The sequence below is a fragment of the Sporolactobacillus sp. BBK16-2 genome (genome assembly GCF_059878335.1).
Genome location: NZ_CM187611.1, coordinates 1,036,992 through 1,052,536, shown reverse-complemented (window position 1 = coordinate 1,052,536; position 15,545 = coordinate 1,036,992). Strand labels below are relative to the sequence as shown.

Genomic DNA, 15,545 nt, shown 5'->3' with positions numbered 1-15,545 from the left:
GATCACCCCATTAGTCCTTTTATTTCCATTGTCTCGCGTTCTTCTCGTCCTTTGAGTAGGTGCCCATAAACGCGATGAATCATGTCTAAACTTGAGTGCCCGACTTGCTTAGCAATGACGGACTCACTGATTCCACGGTCGATCAAAACCGACACATAGGTGTGACGCAATTTGTGGATTGAAATTTTTGGAAGCTTAAGTTTTTTCTCAAGCGCATAAAGCTTATCGTTAATTGTCGAATTGTACATTGCCGCATTGTTTTCGATTAAAAGAGGATTTCCATCCGCATGTAGCCCATTTTTTTGTTTAAATGCCCAGTAGCGGTTTATCAGAGCCCGCATCGTATCGTCGATAATAATCGTACGGATGGAGCTTTCATTTTTAGTTAGATCGTACGATTCATTGCCAGTTTCTTTATAATTCCAAGTCTTGTTAATAAGCAGGCCTTTGTCAGAAACGTCTTTATATTCAAAGCCAATGACTTCCGAAAACCGTGCGCCCGTGTGGATGGCGACCATGAAGATCATAAAATAAGCTTGATCGCTGATGCGCGCTTCTATCTTTCTATATTTTTGATACAGCGGTTCTTCATCCAGCATTTCGTCTAGCTTAAAATCAAGGTAGGACTTAAATTTTCTAAATTGCGTTAGGTCAAAGGTCATAACTTTGTTCTTTTTCTCCGACCGTTGTTCAATCGTCCAAGTCTTTTCGATTGAGTTAAGCTCAATTCCATGCTTGGCAAAGCCTTTAATATACCCATCGTCGACCGCAAAATTGAGAGATTGCATAATAACCCACTTAAATCCAAGCACAGTCTTTTTTTGACGTGTTGCTCCATACTGATCTAGAAGCCACTGCATGTTCATTCGATTTTCTTCAAGATCAACAAGCAACATTTCTGGTGCAACTTCTTTGAGGTATTTGAGGGCCCGATCATATTTTCCAAGCGTTACCGGTCGAACTTTTCCTACTTTTTCATTCTGGGTAAAGAATAGAAAGTATTCCCAAAACCGCATTTTGCGTACTTTAGCACGCAGCTCGTCGCGATTAATTCGTTTAAAAGTACCTACTTGGTTAGTCGCTTGCAATTCCTGCATCGCCATCTAAATTCCTCCTTTTAAAAAAGTTTCAGCTGTTCCGGTCCTTCGCTTCGTTTATCTGTCAAAAGCTCGTACTCCTTCGAGCAAGCTATATGGTGCGGTATTTCAACGCTCTCAACGTGCTTTGGATAACGAAAGCTTGTCCATTTCACCGATAACTCTCTGGCCGCAAAGTCTGTATAAGGCATCACGTTAAAACTGCTAAAATGCAGATAGTCATCCTTGTCGTTTTGAATAAAGAATGCGCCCTTTGCCTCACGCGTCAGCACGTCGCAGTGGACAACACAAGCGTTCATTCCTCTGATCAAAAGATTAAATAATAGGAATGGTATAGCTCGATCTGATAAATCCTCGCATGTATAAAAGTGTTCTGAAGGCTTGTACGTAAACGGCGTTTCCTGTATTCGGTCGTGCTGCCATTTCTGTATGGTCAGCCCTCCCGTACCCGCAGCGCAATCGTAATTTCTTCCGCGTTCATTGTCCGTAAGTTCTGAAAGCAGTTGACCAATGCTAATCGGGGTGAAGTCTTGCTTTAATTTTTTTCGATCCGCTGCTTCGTCTTGAAAATACATATAAAACCAGTCATAGCTGACGTCCGTTTCAATTTCCAAAAATTCACGGAACATATTTTCCCGCCGCTTACGGTCGAATAAGATTTTCATGAGTGCGTCCGGCGCTTTCCATGGATCATTGATGCCAAACAATTTGTTGATAGTTTCAGTGTTCAGCTTCATATCCTTTTCCCCTCACCATTTCTTATCATTCACAGGCTTCCAACCGTCCCGCCGCCGTGCATTCAGATCATGTTTCTGCAATGGCTCATAGCACCAAACCTTTTGCCGATCTTCCATTCGAAAGAGCAATACCCAGCGGCGCCGACTCATATGAATTCCTCTTTGGCATTTCGTTTCATTCGAAAATACCGGAGTCTACCTTCTTTTTTAGTCTCACACCAATCCTTGTTCCACTCGGCCTGCAGCGTGGCCATCACACTTGGCTTCGGTCTTGAATAATGGGTTTCGCATACTTCAAGTATCTGATCTACAGTCACCCAATTTTTATGGCTCATGAACCCTTTGATAATCCTGATCATTTCACTGTAATCAGTGGTTGCCTCGCCGCCTTTGACACCGCCGATCTGCTTTGATGAATAGTACCTGATTGATTTACGAATGGAATAAACCTTTCGCATTTTTTTGAAGTGGTGATTGAATTTTGCATTTTGAAAAACACAAATGCGATGATGATCTGCCTGCACATCCACATAGAGCAAACCTATTTTGTTTTGATCTATGAACTCACGAATTGCCCTCGCCGGCCATTTCCTGCCCTTAGGCATAGGTACTGCCATGTAGACGTACGGAGCATAATTTAAACGGTCCCGCGCTTGGTCAAGCAGTTTGAATGACAATCTTGTTTTGGTCTCAACGATGATGTCCATTGATCCATTCAATCCGAGAATGTCGCAAAGCCCTACTTCTCCGTATACCTCGCTGCATCCGATGTCTTTAATCAGCCAATTTTTGATAGGGAAGAATAGATTCGACTCTTTCACGTCGTCACCGTCCCGCCTAGAAAAGGTCTCAAATAGTCGATTGCGATTCCGTTCCTGCTTTTTACCTGTTCGCAATTTTCAATAAACCATGTGTAAGGAATGCTTTTGCGTCCGCCATATGCCATGTTCTTCCACCACTGGGCCAGCTGCATGGAGGTTAGAATGAATGTTTTTTGATGCGCAACGAACCTCACCAATACAAAGGCTATCCCGCCGGTTACACTAAAGTTCTGCAGGAAGAGTTGCTGATGCTCTTTGACGTTGTTGAGCGGGAAGTTTGTTGGGTTTGTCGTTTCCTTTGCATCAAACGCAATTCCCCGTCCTCTTAGGATCCCGAGAAAATCAATTGTGCTCTTTTCGGAATAAACCGCCTTGTCATTGATCTTTTTCATCGGCGTAGCAATCTTCTGAATCACAGCTGTTTTGGTAAACCGATAGGATATATTGCTAGACTCAATTTCCCGCTCGAGCTGCATTCCTCGGTTTCTGTAATTGGTCATGGCTTTATCGCCTCGCTTAATGAACCCCACGGCTCCATTTTTAAATCCTCATTAAGCATTTCAGCTTCATCAAGAGCATCTTCAATCAGTGTTTTTAGATGTTCATTTTCTGCATCTAGTCGTGTCACTTCGTTCACAACCCACTCCGCATCCGAACGTCTCATCACGACTGCAGGACGATTCTTCTGCTTATCCAATGTCTGCTTGAGGTATTTCAAACGATCTTCTGTCATCAATGCCACGTCCCTTTAAGCGCAATTGGCTGCTTGTTATCTCCGTACTCCTTGCAAAATTGCCCGGGCTTTCCATACTTCTTGTGCAATTCTTTGAGTTGAGTTTCTGAGAGAACATAACTTTTTACTGGACCGTTGGCGGGATTGACCAACACCTTGCGTTTTGTTTTCCTTGGTGGACGCTTCTCGCCTTTCTTAACGCTCACCGCTTCCTCAGGTGTCCATTTTTGATAGTGAACCCGCCGCTGTATATTGATTTTGCTTAGCCCATTCTTCTCCATCTTTTCAAGCAATTCGCCGTCAAAATGATGGCCATCTACGATAAACGGTTTAATCATTGGAATCACCGCTTTCAATCCATTTGCCAACATCCGGATGCTCTTTGGCAATAATCTGCACGACCTTACGAATGGTTGCTCTTGTATCAATGGACCATGCGCTACATGTCTTGTTCGGTTCCCCATTTCTAAAAACGTTCAAACCATTGCTGAAATTGTCAGGATAAATTTTGTAATGCGGTGATTTCTTGTATAGTTCGGTCAATTCCTCTTCTGCCGACAGCGGATTAGCAATCTTCTTGCCACTTTTCAGCGCTATGATCCAGTTCTCAATCTGGTCAATATCAGGCCAATAAAAATTAGCGCCTATAGCATTACTCAATACTTCTGCGTCGATTTTATCCTCTAATCGATTGCTATTTAGTATCTCAAGTGTCGGTTGGTCAATTGCTTTGTTTAGTACAAACACATCCTCACTCATTACTTTCGCTCCTCTCTCCGCCATGCAATGCACTCGCGTTTGACCTGGTATTCCAATCGCTCCAAGCTGCAGAATGGATAGTTTGTCTGTTGCAGGATTTGCCGACAATCGGCGTCAGATGCTTCAGGCAGTTCCTTCCGCACAAGATTGTATATGGCTTTCACCCCGCCACCTCCGGCCACCACAGGGTTAGCGCAAACGTCAGTCCCGCCGCGAATGCGATTGCTGAAAATCCCATTCGGACATCCGGATCTTCGTTCTGATTCCAATCCCCCATGATGCCAACGAAAAATATTAAAGCTAATAGAACCCGTGTAAGAATCATGCAATTGTCACCTCTCTCGCACACTGACTGCTGTATGTATCTTGGTGACTTGATTTTCTGTCAATGTGCCTATTCAAATCGATTCCAGGTACTTTTCTAACTTCTCAGCGCGCTTTCTGACCTCTTCGGGATCCTCGGGCGTTTTATCTTGTTGCGGCTTGTCCATCCATTCAGGAACAATCTCTTGGTGAGTTTGAGGCGGTCCATGTCTGCCCCGCTGACTCTGATGTGAGCGGCGGGACGTTTCTCCGCCTTCCAGTCGCTCTGCATCGGCAACCGTGCGAATGCCTTGCTTTCGCCAATATTCCAAACGGTTATAGATAAACTTCCACGTGCGACCATTCCCACGTACCGCAACCTTTATGCCGTAAAAAATGATTGCCTTAGGATCATCAAATCCAAAGTTGCTGCATATATCATCAATATCCTCACGAAGTGTTTCTGTGATAAACGCTGGTGAGATGATATTGTTTTTCAAGAGTTTGTCCACAACGGAATCATCCTTCGTTGCTTCTTCCTCTTTTCTTTTAAATACTTTACTTTCCTTTACTTTACTTTGGGGATTAATGTCTACATTGTGTTTACCATTACTATCATTAATGTTTACATTTACTCGCTTTCCGTCCTCGCTAATGATGAATACCTTGATTTTGCTGTTACCGATGTACTCAAGCGGGTCAACAAGCAAATATTTCTTTAACAAAGTAACCTCTTTACGTCTTGTAACAGCGTCTATATAGCGCTTTTGAATGCCCTCAGACGTTAGTATTCTTTCAGATTCATAGATTGATTGATCAAATAGTCCCCATTTAATGCAGTCATTAACTATCTCTGAAACGGTATTAATGTCAACATTTACTCGGCTGGAGAAAAGTAAGTGCTCTTTTTCTCCCCATTTATAAAAGTAACCTTCTTTGTAGATTTTCATGAAAAGCTTAACTACAACAGCAAATCCAGCTGCGCCATACTTTGCTTCAACTAATGCAATTTTGTCATCCTGATCAATGTCTACATCCAGAGGGAAATAGTCTAATCCTTCTTTTTTAGGACGGGCCACATGGTATCCCTCCTTTCCTTACATGATGTTATCCGTCTAGAACGGCAGATCATCATCCGATATGTCGATCGGTTGGCTTCCCGTAAACGGATCATCCGGCTGTGGCTTTCGAGATTGCCCCTTGCCAGCGTTTTGGCTACCGTCGCCAGTATTGCTTGCACTCGCTGATTGATTGCTAGAATGCAAGTTCTTAGGCTCCAAAAATTGGACACTCTCAGCAATTACTTCAGTTACGTACACCCGCCGCCCTTCGTTATTCTCATAGCTGCGCGTCTGGACGCGTCCATCAACACCGGCTAAACTTCCCTTATGCAAAAAGTTTGCCGCGTTTTCCGCCGCTTTTCGCCATACAACGACCTGAATAAAATCCGCTTCACGTTCCCCATTTTGATTGGAAAATGGTCTGTTTACAGCCAATGTAAAAGTCGTCACCGCTACACCGTTCGGGGTATAGCGAAGCTCCGGATTCTTCGTCAACCGTCCAACCAGGACCACCCGATTAATCATTGATTATCACCATCTTTTTCATGCGTCTTTGCCATTTTCTTGCGGAGCGATTCATACGCCCGTGCGTGTTCCGCTGTCGGAAATCTCATGACCAAACGTTTTCTCCCGCCAGGGCAATGCCAATAGCCGCCAGTTGCCGTCATTGCGATCTGATCGATCGGATCAGGACTAAACTCCTTGTCAACAACCAATGGATTAACCCCCTTTCAGATTCTCTTTGGCGGTACGGACAAACGCTTTCATGTCCCGCCCCTTCATTAGTGGCGTGCAAAGCCACACAAACGGCTTTGTCTGTGGTTTACGGCTTGCCAGCTTTTCCAGTGTTTCCGCTGCGATTGCTCTCATTTTGTTTTCACCTTCTCCCCACTTCATTCATCTTGCACGGTCGGTCATAGTTCCACAAAAATTCTTGATACTGCAACCGATCCATAATCCATGACAGATCGTCGATGAGGTCTTGCGCCTTCTCTCGATCGGTCATTATGCTTGTCCCTCCTCGCGAAACAAATCCTTGAAGTTATCCTCCAAAAATCGTCTCATTGGTTCAGCAATGAATTTCCACCGTTGCCCTTGTCGGCGCGGATAGAAAACTGGGCCGCCATTATCCGCATCAAGTTTTTGACGCCATTCCTTCCGATAAAGAATATTGCGAGTAAGCCACAGATATTTGAACCCGGTGTAATGCTCCAGGTCTTTGAAAGACCAGAACAATTTATCGTCATCCAATAAAATCACCCGCCTTTCGAAATGAGTTCAAAAGAATTCCTATCTATTTCAGCTCACCTCTTCATCTTGCACGTTATGCAAGTTGCGATTAAAAAAAATAGATGTTGCTTCTTGGGGATTAAGTTTCAGAACTTCATAGATTGAAATCATCGCTCGATAAGATGGGTTTTGTTGTCCGCTGATTATTGCACCAATCGTGTTTCTACTTAGTCCTGTCGCTTCAGAAAGGCTTTTACGATTAAAACCTTTCAGAACCATTTTTGCTTCCAGCCTCTTACCATTTACACATGCGCTCACAATGATCACCTCCTAACTTGCATCTTACGTAAGTTATTCTAGCATCCTTGTTTCTGTCGGTCAAGCATATTATGCAAGTTTCGTTATTTTATGCACAATTAATCTTGCATTAAATGCAACATTGCGATAATATTAATCTATCAAATAGGGAGAAGGAATTTCAAAGATGAAGATGACTATTTCCGAAAGAATAAAGGAGATGCGATTGAAACGTGATCTGACCCAAAAGCAACTTGGTGATTTGATCAAAAAATCAGAAGCAACCGTCAATCGTTATGAATCAGGTAACATTAAAAATTTAAAAAATGATACAATTCTAGAAATTGCTCAAGCACTTCATTGTTCCCCTGCTTATTTAATGGGCTGGTCTGATATTCAGGATTCTCAAATGGATATTAACATTGCAGATCAGTTGGTTTCATTTCCGATTGTCGGAACTGTTAAGGCCGGTGCGGATGGTCTTGCCTATCAACACATTGATGGTTATGAATTATTTGATGGTAGTTACGATCGTTCAGATCATTTTGTCCTTCGTGTAAGTGGCGATTCGATGACAGGAGATGGAATTTTCGAGGGAGATTTAGTTATGGTTAAAGAAACCTGTGATGTTGATTATAATGGTCAAATTGCCGTTGCGATCGTAAATGGTGAGGAAGGTACATTAAAACACGTTTATAAGACAGATGAAAGTATCACGCTTCAATCTTCCAACTCCAATTATGCTCCTCGTACCTTCGTTGGTGCTGATATGAATATTGTACGCATTGCTGGTACTGTTGTTGAAATGAAAAGAAAGTTTTTATAACATAATGAGCCAATCATCCTTGGCTCTTTGCAACCCTTACATAGAACATACATTCTCAATGAAAGGAGGTGATAGCAAATGGCATCGTTTCGTAAGCTAAAATCGGGTTGGAAATACCGCATCACTTATTATGACTCCGAGGGAAAACAGCACGAGATTGGAGATAAAGGGTTTAGAACAAAAGCAGAAGCACGCATGGCCGCGCAAGAAGCTGAGCTCCAATTTAAACACGGGGATAAAATCGACAAAAGCAATATTGCCTTCCCTGTTTACATGCGGAGCTGGTACGAGACATTTCGCAAGGGCAAGAAATCGCTGCGGAATGATGAGGACATTGATCGGGCTGTGCGTTTTGCTGAAGAGCATTTTGCGGGAATTGAATTGAAGAACCTAGACCGCAAGATGTATCAGAAAGCCTTAAATAGTTACGGGAATGGGCACTCCACGAATTCCGTAAGCAAACGGCATATTTATATGAAATCCTGCCTAGAAGAAGCGATACAGGAAGGAATCATTCATCGGGATCCGACATTTCGTGTGACTGTAAAAGGCACAGTAGAAGAAAAGGACGAGGACCTCAAATACATTAGTTTTGATGGTGCCCAAAAGATCAGCAATTATTTCATAGAACGCTTAGACAACTTTGATTATATATCCAGGTATATGATTATCTTTTGTCTAGCTACCGGCTGCCGCTTTGGAGAAGTGCTGGCAGTTACTTGGGATAATGTTATGATCGATCGGAACGAGGACGGAGAGCCCACGGGCGGGACTGTAAACGTTAAGCGCTCATGGGACTATCATAAGAACCCGCGCTTTATACCGACAAAAAATGAAGCGTCTCGGCGCGTCCTGCCGATCGATAAAACAACATGTATCTGGCTGGACAAGCTGCATGCGCAGCAGAGTGAATACTTCTTAAAACATAAGACGCTTTTAAATGCCTGGCGAAAAACGCCCTTCGTATTCATTAACCATCAGCTGAAGCATATTTCGAACAATGCGGTAAACAAGGCGCTCAAGCGCGCCTGTACGAAGTTTGACTGTACAGAGATCACGTTTCACGGTCTGCGTCATACCTTCGCGTCAATTCTGTTGTATAAAAAGGTTAGCATTCATTATGTGAGCCGCCGACTTGGCCACGCGGATATTGGCACGACTTTAAGAATCTATGCACACGTCCTAGATGAAATGGAACAAAGGGATTCTCAGGCAACAATGGCTGTCATGGATGAACTATTTACTAAACCAAAGAGTTCGGTTGTCCCGCTCAAACAGAAGGCTTAAATAAAATAGCCAGTTTTTAGCCAGCAAAGTTCTAAAAAACTGTAAAAAGTTATAAAATAGTAAGTAACGAAAAAACCCCGAAAACCGCATCAGATTAACGATTTTCGAGGATTCGCAAAAAGCTATAAAATTCTCCGAATGGAGACGGTGGGAGTCGAACCCACGTCCAGAAGCATCGTGATTTAAGTTTCTACGAGCGTAGTCGGCATATTAGCATTTCGCCCCAGCGTCGGCCTGCCGACAGGCTTTTGCGAGGCTATCCCGATTGTTCTCTTCCTTAGCCCTCAGGATGCGGGCGTCCAGCGTATCCCACTAGAGTGAGTCCCTGATCCTACCACATGGGCGATGGAGGGAGGGACCGCAAAAGCTACTTAGGCAGCTAAAGCGAGGTTGTTATTAGTTTTGCCAGTTATGGCTTTGGCGTTTTTACGAGGCCGACCCCCTCGGCTCGCCGCTTAAACCCGACCTACCCCTGTCGAATCCGTAACGTCCCCGTTTAAAAAGCAACGGGACTTGCGGTGAAAGTGAATCATCCATAACTGTAACTGTTACTAACACAGTAAGGTCATTATAGCAAAAGAAAGCAAGCTTTTCAACTTACATTTTCTGGTGATCGCGAAACGCGCGGGCCATTTCACGTTGAGCGGTTTGCTTTTTCATTGACTCCCGCTTATCGAACATCTTTTTGCCTCGCCCGAGACCGACAAGAACCTTGGCAAATCCGTTCTTAATATAAACTTTGAGCGGAATCAGTGCATAGCCGGTCTTATCGGCCTCCGGACCAAGTTTATTGATCTCTTTCTGATGCATCAGCAGCTTCCGAGTGCGGAGCGGATCGTGATTGTAGCGGTTGCCCTGCTCATATTGACTGATGTGCATATTATAAACAAATGCTTCGCCGTTCTCCACACGGGCAAACGCATCCTGAATACTGACTTTGCCGCGACGGATCGATTTAATCTCCGTGCCCTGCAGCACAATTCCCGCTTCCACTGTTTCTTCAATAAAGTAATCATGATGTGCCTTGCGATTTTGTGCAAGCACACGTCTTTCGCCTTTTCCCATATCAAACACCTGCCAGACTTTCATTCATTGTTTCATTATAGGTCATGCAGACATAGTGGGGCAAGCGCTTCACTAATTGATCCGTTTACCTCCGTCTTTTTACCGAAACATAATCAAGAAGAATGACAATAACGATAAATACGAATGAAGCCAGCAGCATGTCGAGCGGTGTTTTATTCGACTTTGTCATAATTTGCGTGTACCAAAACCATTGAATCGCAAAGCAGGCTGCGAATAGCCCGGCATAATAGAGAATCTTTTTCATGATTTTATGCCCTCTCTCCGTCCGGATAGCCGATTTCTTCGTAGATTGCATGTGCGACACCATCTTCATCGTAATTCTTGGTCACGCGGTCGCAAACCGCTTTAATATCGTCATGAGCATTGCCCATGGCGACGGACACACCGGCGACCTCAAACATCGACAAATCGTTGTAATTATCACCAATCGCCATTACCTGATCGATCGGAATGTTTAAATAATGTGCTAGATGATCAAGCGCATTTCCTTTCGATACGTTAGGGGGCATGATTTCAAAGTTACCCGTTCCGCTTGAAACAATGCTGTATTTATGTTTGGCTTCGTACACATCGCGAGCCTTTTTCAACTTTTCGTCATCATAGGAAAAAATAATAATCTTGGAAAATTCTGTACTTCGATTTTTAAAAATGTCCCAATCTTCAACAAAGCGATAAAAGTCAGCACGTGTCGCCTCTTGAAAACCAACGGATCGGTCCTCGTGAATACCCAGCCTTTTCAGTTCTTCACGAAGCCATGTTGTTCCTTCTTCAGGAACATAAATATGATGTTCTGAATAGACACCAAAATAATAGTGCTGCTCCGCAAGCTCTTTTACAATTTCCAGTGCTTCATCTCGGTTCAGAAAATCCGCGCCAAGCAGTTTGCCGTCAGAGGAATGAATGGTTGCTCCATTCGCTCCAATCAGATGCGTTTCCATATCGAATTCCGTCATTTTGCTTTCAATATCAAAGAAGGCACGTCCTGAAGCAATCGCCAGCGTCACACCCTTGGAACGTGCATAACGCAGCGCTCTTAAGTTTCCCCAGCTGATCCCGCGATGCTTGTTTAACAACGTCCCATCCATATCCATTGCTATTAATTTTATCATTAGATCCTCCTGTTTATTATTGATGTTCTCGCCGTGCAAAATCGACAAAGCGGAATTTATCAGCCCGATGCCGCGATTCGGTGAATTGAAACAGTTCAGCATTTTCTAAGTAGACCAGACTGCGCACCACCACAACATGGGTATCCTGACTCATCGTCAAATAACGTTTATCCTCAACGCCTGCACGTTCGACTGTAATTTCCTTTTTGGCAAAGCCGATTTTTAACCCAAGTTCATTCTCAATATAATCATACATGGAACGTTCGCAAATATCTGCAGTGAGCATGGGCACGATCCCTTGAAGTAAATAATCCTTATCCAAAATGACTGCTTCCCCATTTACCGTGCGCGATCGGATCACTTTCCAGACCGTCTGATCGTCACGAATATTCATCATCATTTTTAAATGATCATCAGGTTTCATTAATACAAGCTGATGTACTTGCGTTGTCCATTTGTTCTTTGAATGATTGGCAAGCTCGCGAAAGCTTGTTAATCCTGAGATTGGGAAGTTCTGCCTGCTTACATCCAGAACAATGGAACCTTTCCCCTGAATCTTTTGAATGTACCCGTTGCGCGACAGCATTGCAAGCGCCTTCCGAATGGTTTCACGCGATGCTTTGAACTGCTCACCGAGCTCATTCTCAGTAGGCAGCAGCGAACCGGCCGCAATTTCTTGTTTGTGTATTTTTTCACTGAGATCGTTATAAATTGAAATGAATTTGCTCCTGCCCATAATTACCTTTCCCCTTCAGTTGCCGAACGACTGCCCATTTCTATTTTATCAAAAAAACTTTTTTAGACAGTAAAAATAAAAGGGCAAAGCTGCCCTCTTATCCATAATCCCAATATCAGTATATCAAAGTTTCGGTATGAAAGCCTTCACATATCAGGCAAATTAATGAACTTCCTCATTTACCTTCAAGATGGTAAACCACTGATTCATAAGGACGAAGCTTCAGATCCTGCAGCTGTTCCGAGGTATCAGAATAATTACTGATCAGCACTTCACTTTGAGCACCTGCTAATTCTTGAGGTACAGAGAATTTTGCGTTGGCATTGGCAAAATTGCTGACGACAAGCAACCGATCACTTACCCCGTTACGAAGATAGGCGAAAATTTGCGGATCCTCGGGAAGCAGCAGCTGGAAATCACCGTTAACGATCACATCGAACCTTTTGCGAAGAGCGATCAGCTTCTGATAGTGATAATAGACAGAATTCAGATCGTTCAGTGCCGCTTCGGCATTTATGACTTTATAATTATTTGCGGCATCAATCCATGGCTTGCCTAGGGTAAACCCGCCATGCTCGCTCGCATTCCATTGCACCGGCGTCCGACCATTGTCTCTCGATTTTTGCCGGAGAATCGCCAAAATTTCCTTTTCAGACTTGCCCTCTTCCCGAAGAAGTTTATAGGCGTTGAGCGATTCCACATCCCGATAGTCATCAATACGCTTGAAGTTCGGGTTGGTCATTCCAATTTCTTCGCCTTGATAGATATACGGTGTACCTTGCAGCATATGCAAGGTAGTGGCGAGCATTTTCGCAGATTCAATTCGGTATTCACCCTCATCGCCGAATCGAGATACAATCCGCGGCTGATCGTGATTGCACCAGAAGAGCGCATTCCAGCCCCCGCCGTCATGCATGCCTTTTTGCCACTCTTCCAGAACCTTTTTCAAATCAACAAGTCTTAATTTCCCGAGCGCCCACTTCTGGCCATTGGGATAGTCGACCTTCAAATGGTGAAAATTGAAGGCCATACTAAGCTCTTCATACTTCGGATTCGTGTAATGGATACAATTGTCAACCGTTGTTGAGGACATCTCGCCAACGGTAACGGTTCCCGCACGTCTGCTGAATACCCGTTGATTCATCTCATGCAGAAACTCATGAATTCGCGGTCCGTCCGTATAAAACGGCCGACCGTCTCCAGGCGATTTCGGATCATGATCATCCGGAAAACGCTGATCCTTTGAAATGACATTGATCACGTCGAGGCGGAAACCATCCACACCCTGATCAACCCAGAAATTCATCATCTTGTAAACATCATCACGGACGGCTTTGTTTTCCCAATTCAAATCCGCTTGGCTGACGTCATACAGATGCAGATAATACTGCCCGCTTTTTTCATCCAGCTCCCAAGCCGGTCCTCCGAATTTCGACTGCCAATTGTTTGGCATTCCGCCATCTTTGGATGGATCGCGCCAAATATAATAATCACGATACGGACTGTCGGCATCACCCAACGCCGCCTTGAACCAAGGATGCTCTGTTGATGTATGATTGACAACAATATCCATAACGATTTTCAGTGCTCTCCGGTGAGCCTCAGAGAATAAGCGTTTCAAATCCTCCATCGTTCCGTACTCTGGCTGCAGGCTGTAGTAGTCGCTGATATCATAGCCATTATCGTTTTGCGGTGATCGATACATTGGCGTCAGCCAAAGGACATCGACGCCCAGCTTTTTTAAATAATCCATTTTCTCGATAATTCCATTAATGTCGCCGATACCGTCTCCATTTGTATCCATGAAACTCTTCGGATAGATTTGATAAACGGTTGCCTTTTTCCACCAATCTTCATTCATATGGTCACACCCTGTCTCTTTTTTACTTTGCACCCTGGTCTATCTAGCGTTACCCTTCGTCAATAGACTTCTTGCTGAACTTAGAAAAAATGTATGTCAGAATAAATGGCAGGATCAATACAATCAGCATGCCGATGAAAAACGGTCCCCAATATTTCGGAATGATCGACATGAAACCAGGAATACCGCCAATGCCGACGGATATCGCCTTAACGTTGCACACGGTGATGAATGCACCGGCAATACCCGAACTGATGATTGCCGCAAGGAAAGGATAGCGAAATCTCAGGTTAACCCCGAACATCGCTGGTTCAGTAATGCCAAGCCATGCAGAAATCGAAGAGGTCATCGCGAGTCCCTTCAATTTAGCGTCACGAGCCATGAGGAAAATGGCAAAAGCCGCCGCGCCTTGCGCAATGTTCGACAATGCAAGCATCGGCCATAGGAATGTCGAACCGGTGCTTCCGATCAACTGGAGGTCGACTGCAAGGAAAATCTGGTGCATGCCCGTGATAACCAGAACGCCGTAGAAGAAGCCGTAAACCAAACCGCCGAGAATCGGAACGTAATGGAACAAACCAACGATGCCGGCTGTGATCCAGTTCGCCAGCTGCAGAGTCACAGGTCCGATAATCGTGAAGGAAAGCAAACCGGTGACAAGCAAAGCAACCGGTGCAACGACAAGCAGTTGAATGGAATCCGTGACATGTTTTTTCAAGTAAACTTCAATTTTTGCAAGCACATAAGAAGCAACGAGTACCGGCAGCACTTGCCCTTGATAACCGACTTTATCAATGTGCAATCCGAACAGATTCCAAATTGGAACGGTTCCCTTTGTTTGCGCCTCTGCCAAGCTGTAGGCATTCAACAGTGATGGATGAACGAGTACAAGACCGAGTACGATGCCAAGCAACGGGTTGCCGCCGAATTTTTTCACTGCGGACCAGCCGATCAGTGCAGGCAGAAAAACGAAGGATGTATTTGCGATGACAAGGATAATGTCAGCAAAATCCTTCCACTGAGGATAAGCTTGCACTACAGATTCCTTAAAGAAAATTCCCGGATTTGCAAGCACGTTGTTAATCCCCATCAGCAAGCCGGCAGTTACGATTGCGGGAAGAATAGGAATGAAAATATCTGCCAGGGTTTTAATCCCCTTCTGCAAAGGATTCATTTTTTCAGCTGCCGCATCTTTTACCTCTTGTTTTGATGATTCACCGATGCCCGTTAAACGAACAAATATATCGTATACCTTATCAACGGTACCATTTCCAATCACGATCTGAAATTGACCATTTGCTGAGAAACAGCCTTTGACCAGGTCAATTTTATCAAGTTCTTCTTTGTTTACTTTATTTTCGTCCTTTAAAATTAATCGCAGCCGGGTAACGCAATGCGTCGCGGCACTGATATTTTCACGACCGCCGACCGTATCAATGATCTGATTAACTGATTCTTCATTAATGACTGCCATACGAATCACTCCTGTTTTATGATTCTGCAAATTAGTGCGAGATTATTTTATTAAACGTTTTCATTTATTTCCCTATAAATTGAGCTGTATTTCAGCATTACACGGCCGTTGCAACACCTAGATTACCA

25 protein-coding genes and 1 other RNA gene are annotated in these 15,545 nt (G+C 44.0%); 2 read left to right on the top strand and 24 right to left on the bottom strand.

Annotation, left to right across the window (positions count from 1 at the left end):
• Nucleotides 1-2 precede the first annotated feature (2 nt).
• The 17 genes from AC6F33_RS05255 to AC6F33_RS05175 form a co-directional block, all read right to left on the bottom strand.
• Nucleotides 3-1,103, bottom strand: coding sequence for a site-specific integrase (locus tag AC6F33_RS05255; RefSeq protein ID WP_500777906.1), 1,101 nt, complete (start codon nt 1,101-1,103; stop codon nt 3-5).
• Between the two features lie 14 nt (nt 1,104-1,117).
• Nucleotides 1,118-1,834, bottom strand: coding sequence for an N-6 DNA methylase (locus AC6F33_RS05250; RefSeq protein ID WP_500777905.1), 717 nt, complete (start codon nt 1,832-1,834; stop codon nt 1,118-1,120).
• A 12-nt stretch (nt 1,835-1,846) separates the two neighbouring features.
• Nucleotides 1,847-1,984: a hypothetical protein gene (locus AC6F33_RS05245; protein WP_500777904.1), complete on the bottom strand. Its 138-nt coding sequence runs from the start codon at nt 1,982-1,984 to the stop codon at nt 1,847-1,849.
• Nucleotides 1,981-2,655 (bottom strand): hypothetical protein, encoded by a 675-nt coding sequence (locus AC6F33_RS05240; protein ID WP_500777903.1) that lies wholly within the window; start codon nt 2,653-2,655, stop codon nt 1,981-1,983. The genes AC6F33_RS05245 and AC6F33_RS05240 overlap by 4 nt, the downstream gene beginning before the upstream one ends.
• Nucleotides 2,652-3,155 carry a Holliday junction resolvase RecU gene (locus tag AC6F33_RS05235; RefSeq protein WP_500777902.1) on the bottom strand — a complete coding sequence of 168 codons (504 nt, stop codon included), beginning with the start codon at nt 3,153-3,155 and terminating at the stop codon, nt 2,652-2,654. The genes AC6F33_RS05240 and AC6F33_RS05235 overlap by 4 nt, the downstream gene beginning before the upstream one ends.
• The gene (locus tag AC6F33_RS05230) at nt 3,152-3,388 is read right to left on the bottom strand and encodes a hypothetical protein (protein ID WP_500777901.1); all 237 of its coding nucleotides are present in this window, start codon (nt 3,386-3,388) and stop codon (nt 3,152-3,154) included. Before AC6F33_RS05230 ends, AC6F33_RS05235 begins: the two co-directional genes overlap by 4 nt.
• Nucleotides 3,388-3,726 carry a hypothetical protein gene (locus tag AC6F33_RS05225; RefSeq protein ID WP_500777900.1) on the bottom strand — a complete coding sequence of 113 codons (339 nt, stop codon included), beginning with the start codon at nt 3,724-3,726 and terminating at the stop codon, nt 3,388-3,390. Before AC6F33_RS05225 ends, AC6F33_RS05230 begins: the two co-directional genes overlap by 1 nt.
• Nucleotides 3,719-4,147 (bottom strand): hypothetical protein, encoded by a 429-nt coding sequence (locus AC6F33_RS05220; protein ID WP_500777899.1) that lies wholly within the window; start codon nt 4,145-4,147, stop codon nt 3,719-3,721. The genes AC6F33_RS05225 and AC6F33_RS05220 overlap by 8 nt, the downstream gene beginning before the upstream one ends.
• Nucleotides 4,147-4,311: a hypothetical protein gene (locus tag AC6F33_RS05215; protein WP_500777898.1), complete on the bottom strand. Its 165-nt coding sequence runs from the start codon at nt 4,309-4,311 to the stop codon at nt 4,147-4,149. Before AC6F33_RS05215 ends, AC6F33_RS05220 begins: the two co-directional genes overlap by 1 nt.
• Nucleotides 4,308-4,472, bottom strand: a complete 165-nt coding sequence (locus AC6F33_RS05210; RefSeq protein WP_500777897.1) for a hypothetical protein — start codon at nt 4,470-4,472, stop codon at nt 4,308-4,310. Before AC6F33_RS05210 ends, AC6F33_RS05215 begins: the two co-directional genes overlap by 4 nt.
• Before the next feature lie 73 nt (nt 4,473-4,545).
• A complete protein-coding gene (locus AC6F33_RS05205) occupies nt 4,546-5,529 on the bottom strand; it encodes a Lin1244/Lin1753 domain-containing protein (RefSeq protein ID WP_500777896.1) in 984 nt (327 codons plus the stop codon).
• A 36-nt stretch (nt 5,530-5,565) separates the two neighbouring features.
• Nucleotides 5,566-6,036, bottom strand: coding sequence for a single-stranded DNA-binding protein (gene ssb, locus AC6F33_RS05200; RefSeq protein ID WP_500777895.1), 471 nt, complete (start codon nt 6,034-6,036; stop codon nt 5,566-5,568).
• A complete protein-coding gene (locus AC6F33_RS05195) occupies nt 6,033-6,227 on the bottom strand; it encodes a hypothetical protein (protein WP_500777894.1) in 195 nt (64 codons plus the stop codon). The genes ssb and AC6F33_RS05195 overlap by 4 nt, the downstream gene beginning before the upstream one ends.
• Before the next feature lie 4 nt (nt 6,228-6,231).
• The gene (locus AC6F33_RS05190; RefSeq protein ID WP_500777893.1) at nt 6,232-6,381 is read right to left on the bottom strand and encodes a hypothetical protein; all 150 of its coding nucleotides are present in this window, start codon (nt 6,379-6,381) and stop codon (nt 6,232-6,234) included.
• A 7-nt stretch (nt 6,382-6,388) separates the two neighbouring features.
• A complete protein-coding gene (locus tag AC6F33_RS05185; protein WP_500777892.1) occupies nt 6,389-6,517 on the bottom strand; it encodes a hypothetical protein in 129 nt (42 codons plus the stop codon).
• On the bottom strand, nt 6,517-6,762 hold the full coding sequence (locus AC6F33_RS05180; protein WP_500777891.1) for a DUF771 domain-containing protein: 246 nt from the start codon (nt 6,760-6,762) through the stop codon (nt 6,517-6,519). The genes AC6F33_RS05185 and AC6F33_RS05180 overlap by 1 nt, the downstream gene beginning before the upstream one ends.
• 48 nt (nt 6,763-6,810) lie before the next feature.
• Entirely contained in the window at nt 6,811-7,059 is a 249-nt protein-coding gene (locus tag AC6F33_RS05175; RefSeq protein WP_500777890.1) for a helix-turn-helix domain-containing protein, read from the bottom strand.
• A 166-nt stretch (nt 7,060-7,225) separates the two neighbouring features.
• Here AC6F33_RS05175 and AC6F33_RS05170 point away from each other — a divergent pair, with 166 nt between their 5' ends.
• The gene (locus AC6F33_RS05170; RefSeq protein WP_500777889.1) at nt 7,226-7,864 is read left to right on the top strand and encodes a LexA family protein; all 639 of its coding nucleotides are present in this window, start codon (nt 7,226-7,228) and stop codon (nt 7,862-7,864) included.
• Between the two features lie 78 nt (nt 7,865-7,942).
• Nucleotides 7,943-9,151: a tyrosine-type recombinase/integrase gene (locus tag AC6F33_RS05165; RefSeq protein ID WP_500777888.1), complete on the top strand. Its 1,209-nt coding sequence runs from the start codon at nt 7,943-7,945 to the stop codon at nt 9,149-9,151.
• Nucleotides 9,152-9,287: 136 nt separating this feature from the next.
• Here AC6F33_RS05165 and ssrA read toward each other — a convergent pair.
• From ssrA to treP, 7 genes are all read right to left on the bottom strand, one after another.
• Nucleotides 9,288-9,645: a transfer-messenger RNA gene (gene ssrA, locus AC6F33_RS05160) on the bottom strand.
• 103 nt (nt 9,646-9,748) lie between these two features.
• The gene (smpB, locus tag AC6F33_RS05155; protein WP_480947573.1) at nt 9,749-10,216 is read right to left on the bottom strand and encodes an SsrA-binding protein SmpB; all 468 of its coding nucleotides are present in this window, start codon (nt 10,214-10,216) and stop codon (nt 9,749-9,751) included.
• Nucleotides 10,217-10,301: 85 nt separating this feature from the next.
• Nucleotides 10,302-10,481 carry a hypothetical protein gene (locus tag AC6F33_RS05150; RefSeq protein ID WP_480947574.1) on the bottom strand — a complete coding sequence of 60 codons (180 nt, stop codon included), beginning with the start codon at nt 10,479-10,481 and terminating at the stop codon, nt 10,302-10,304.
• Nucleotides 10,482-10,485: 4 nt separating this feature from the next.
• Nucleotides 10,486-11,346 carry a Cof-type HAD-IIB family hydrolase gene (locus AC6F33_RS05145; protein ID WP_255746709.1) on the bottom strand — a complete coding sequence of 287 codons (861 nt, stop codon included), beginning with the start codon at nt 11,344-11,346 and terminating at the stop codon, nt 10,486-10,488.
• Between the two features lie 16 nt (nt 11,347-11,362).
• Nucleotides 11,363-12,082: a trehalose operon repressor gene (gene treR, locus AC6F33_RS05140; RefSeq protein WP_255746707.1), complete on the bottom strand. Its 720-nt coding sequence runs from the start codon at nt 12,080-12,082 to the stop codon at nt 11,363-11,365.
• Nucleotides 12,083-12,257: 175 nt separating this feature from the next.
• Nucleotides 12,258-13,943 carry an alpha,alpha-phosphotrehalase gene (gene treC / locus AC6F33_RS05135; RefSeq protein ID WP_500777887.1) on the bottom strand — a complete coding sequence of 562 codons (1,686 nt, stop codon included), beginning with the start codon at nt 13,941-13,943 and terminating at the stop codon, nt 12,258-12,260.
• 49 nt (nt 13,944-13,992) lie between these two features.
• Nucleotides 13,993-15,417: a PTS system trehalose-specific EIIBC component gene (gene treP, locus AC6F33_RS05130; RefSeq protein ID WP_500777886.1), complete on the bottom strand. Its 1,425-nt coding sequence runs from the start codon at nt 15,415-15,417 to the stop codon at nt 13,993-13,995.
• Nucleotides 15,418-15,545: the final 128 nt, after the last annotated feature.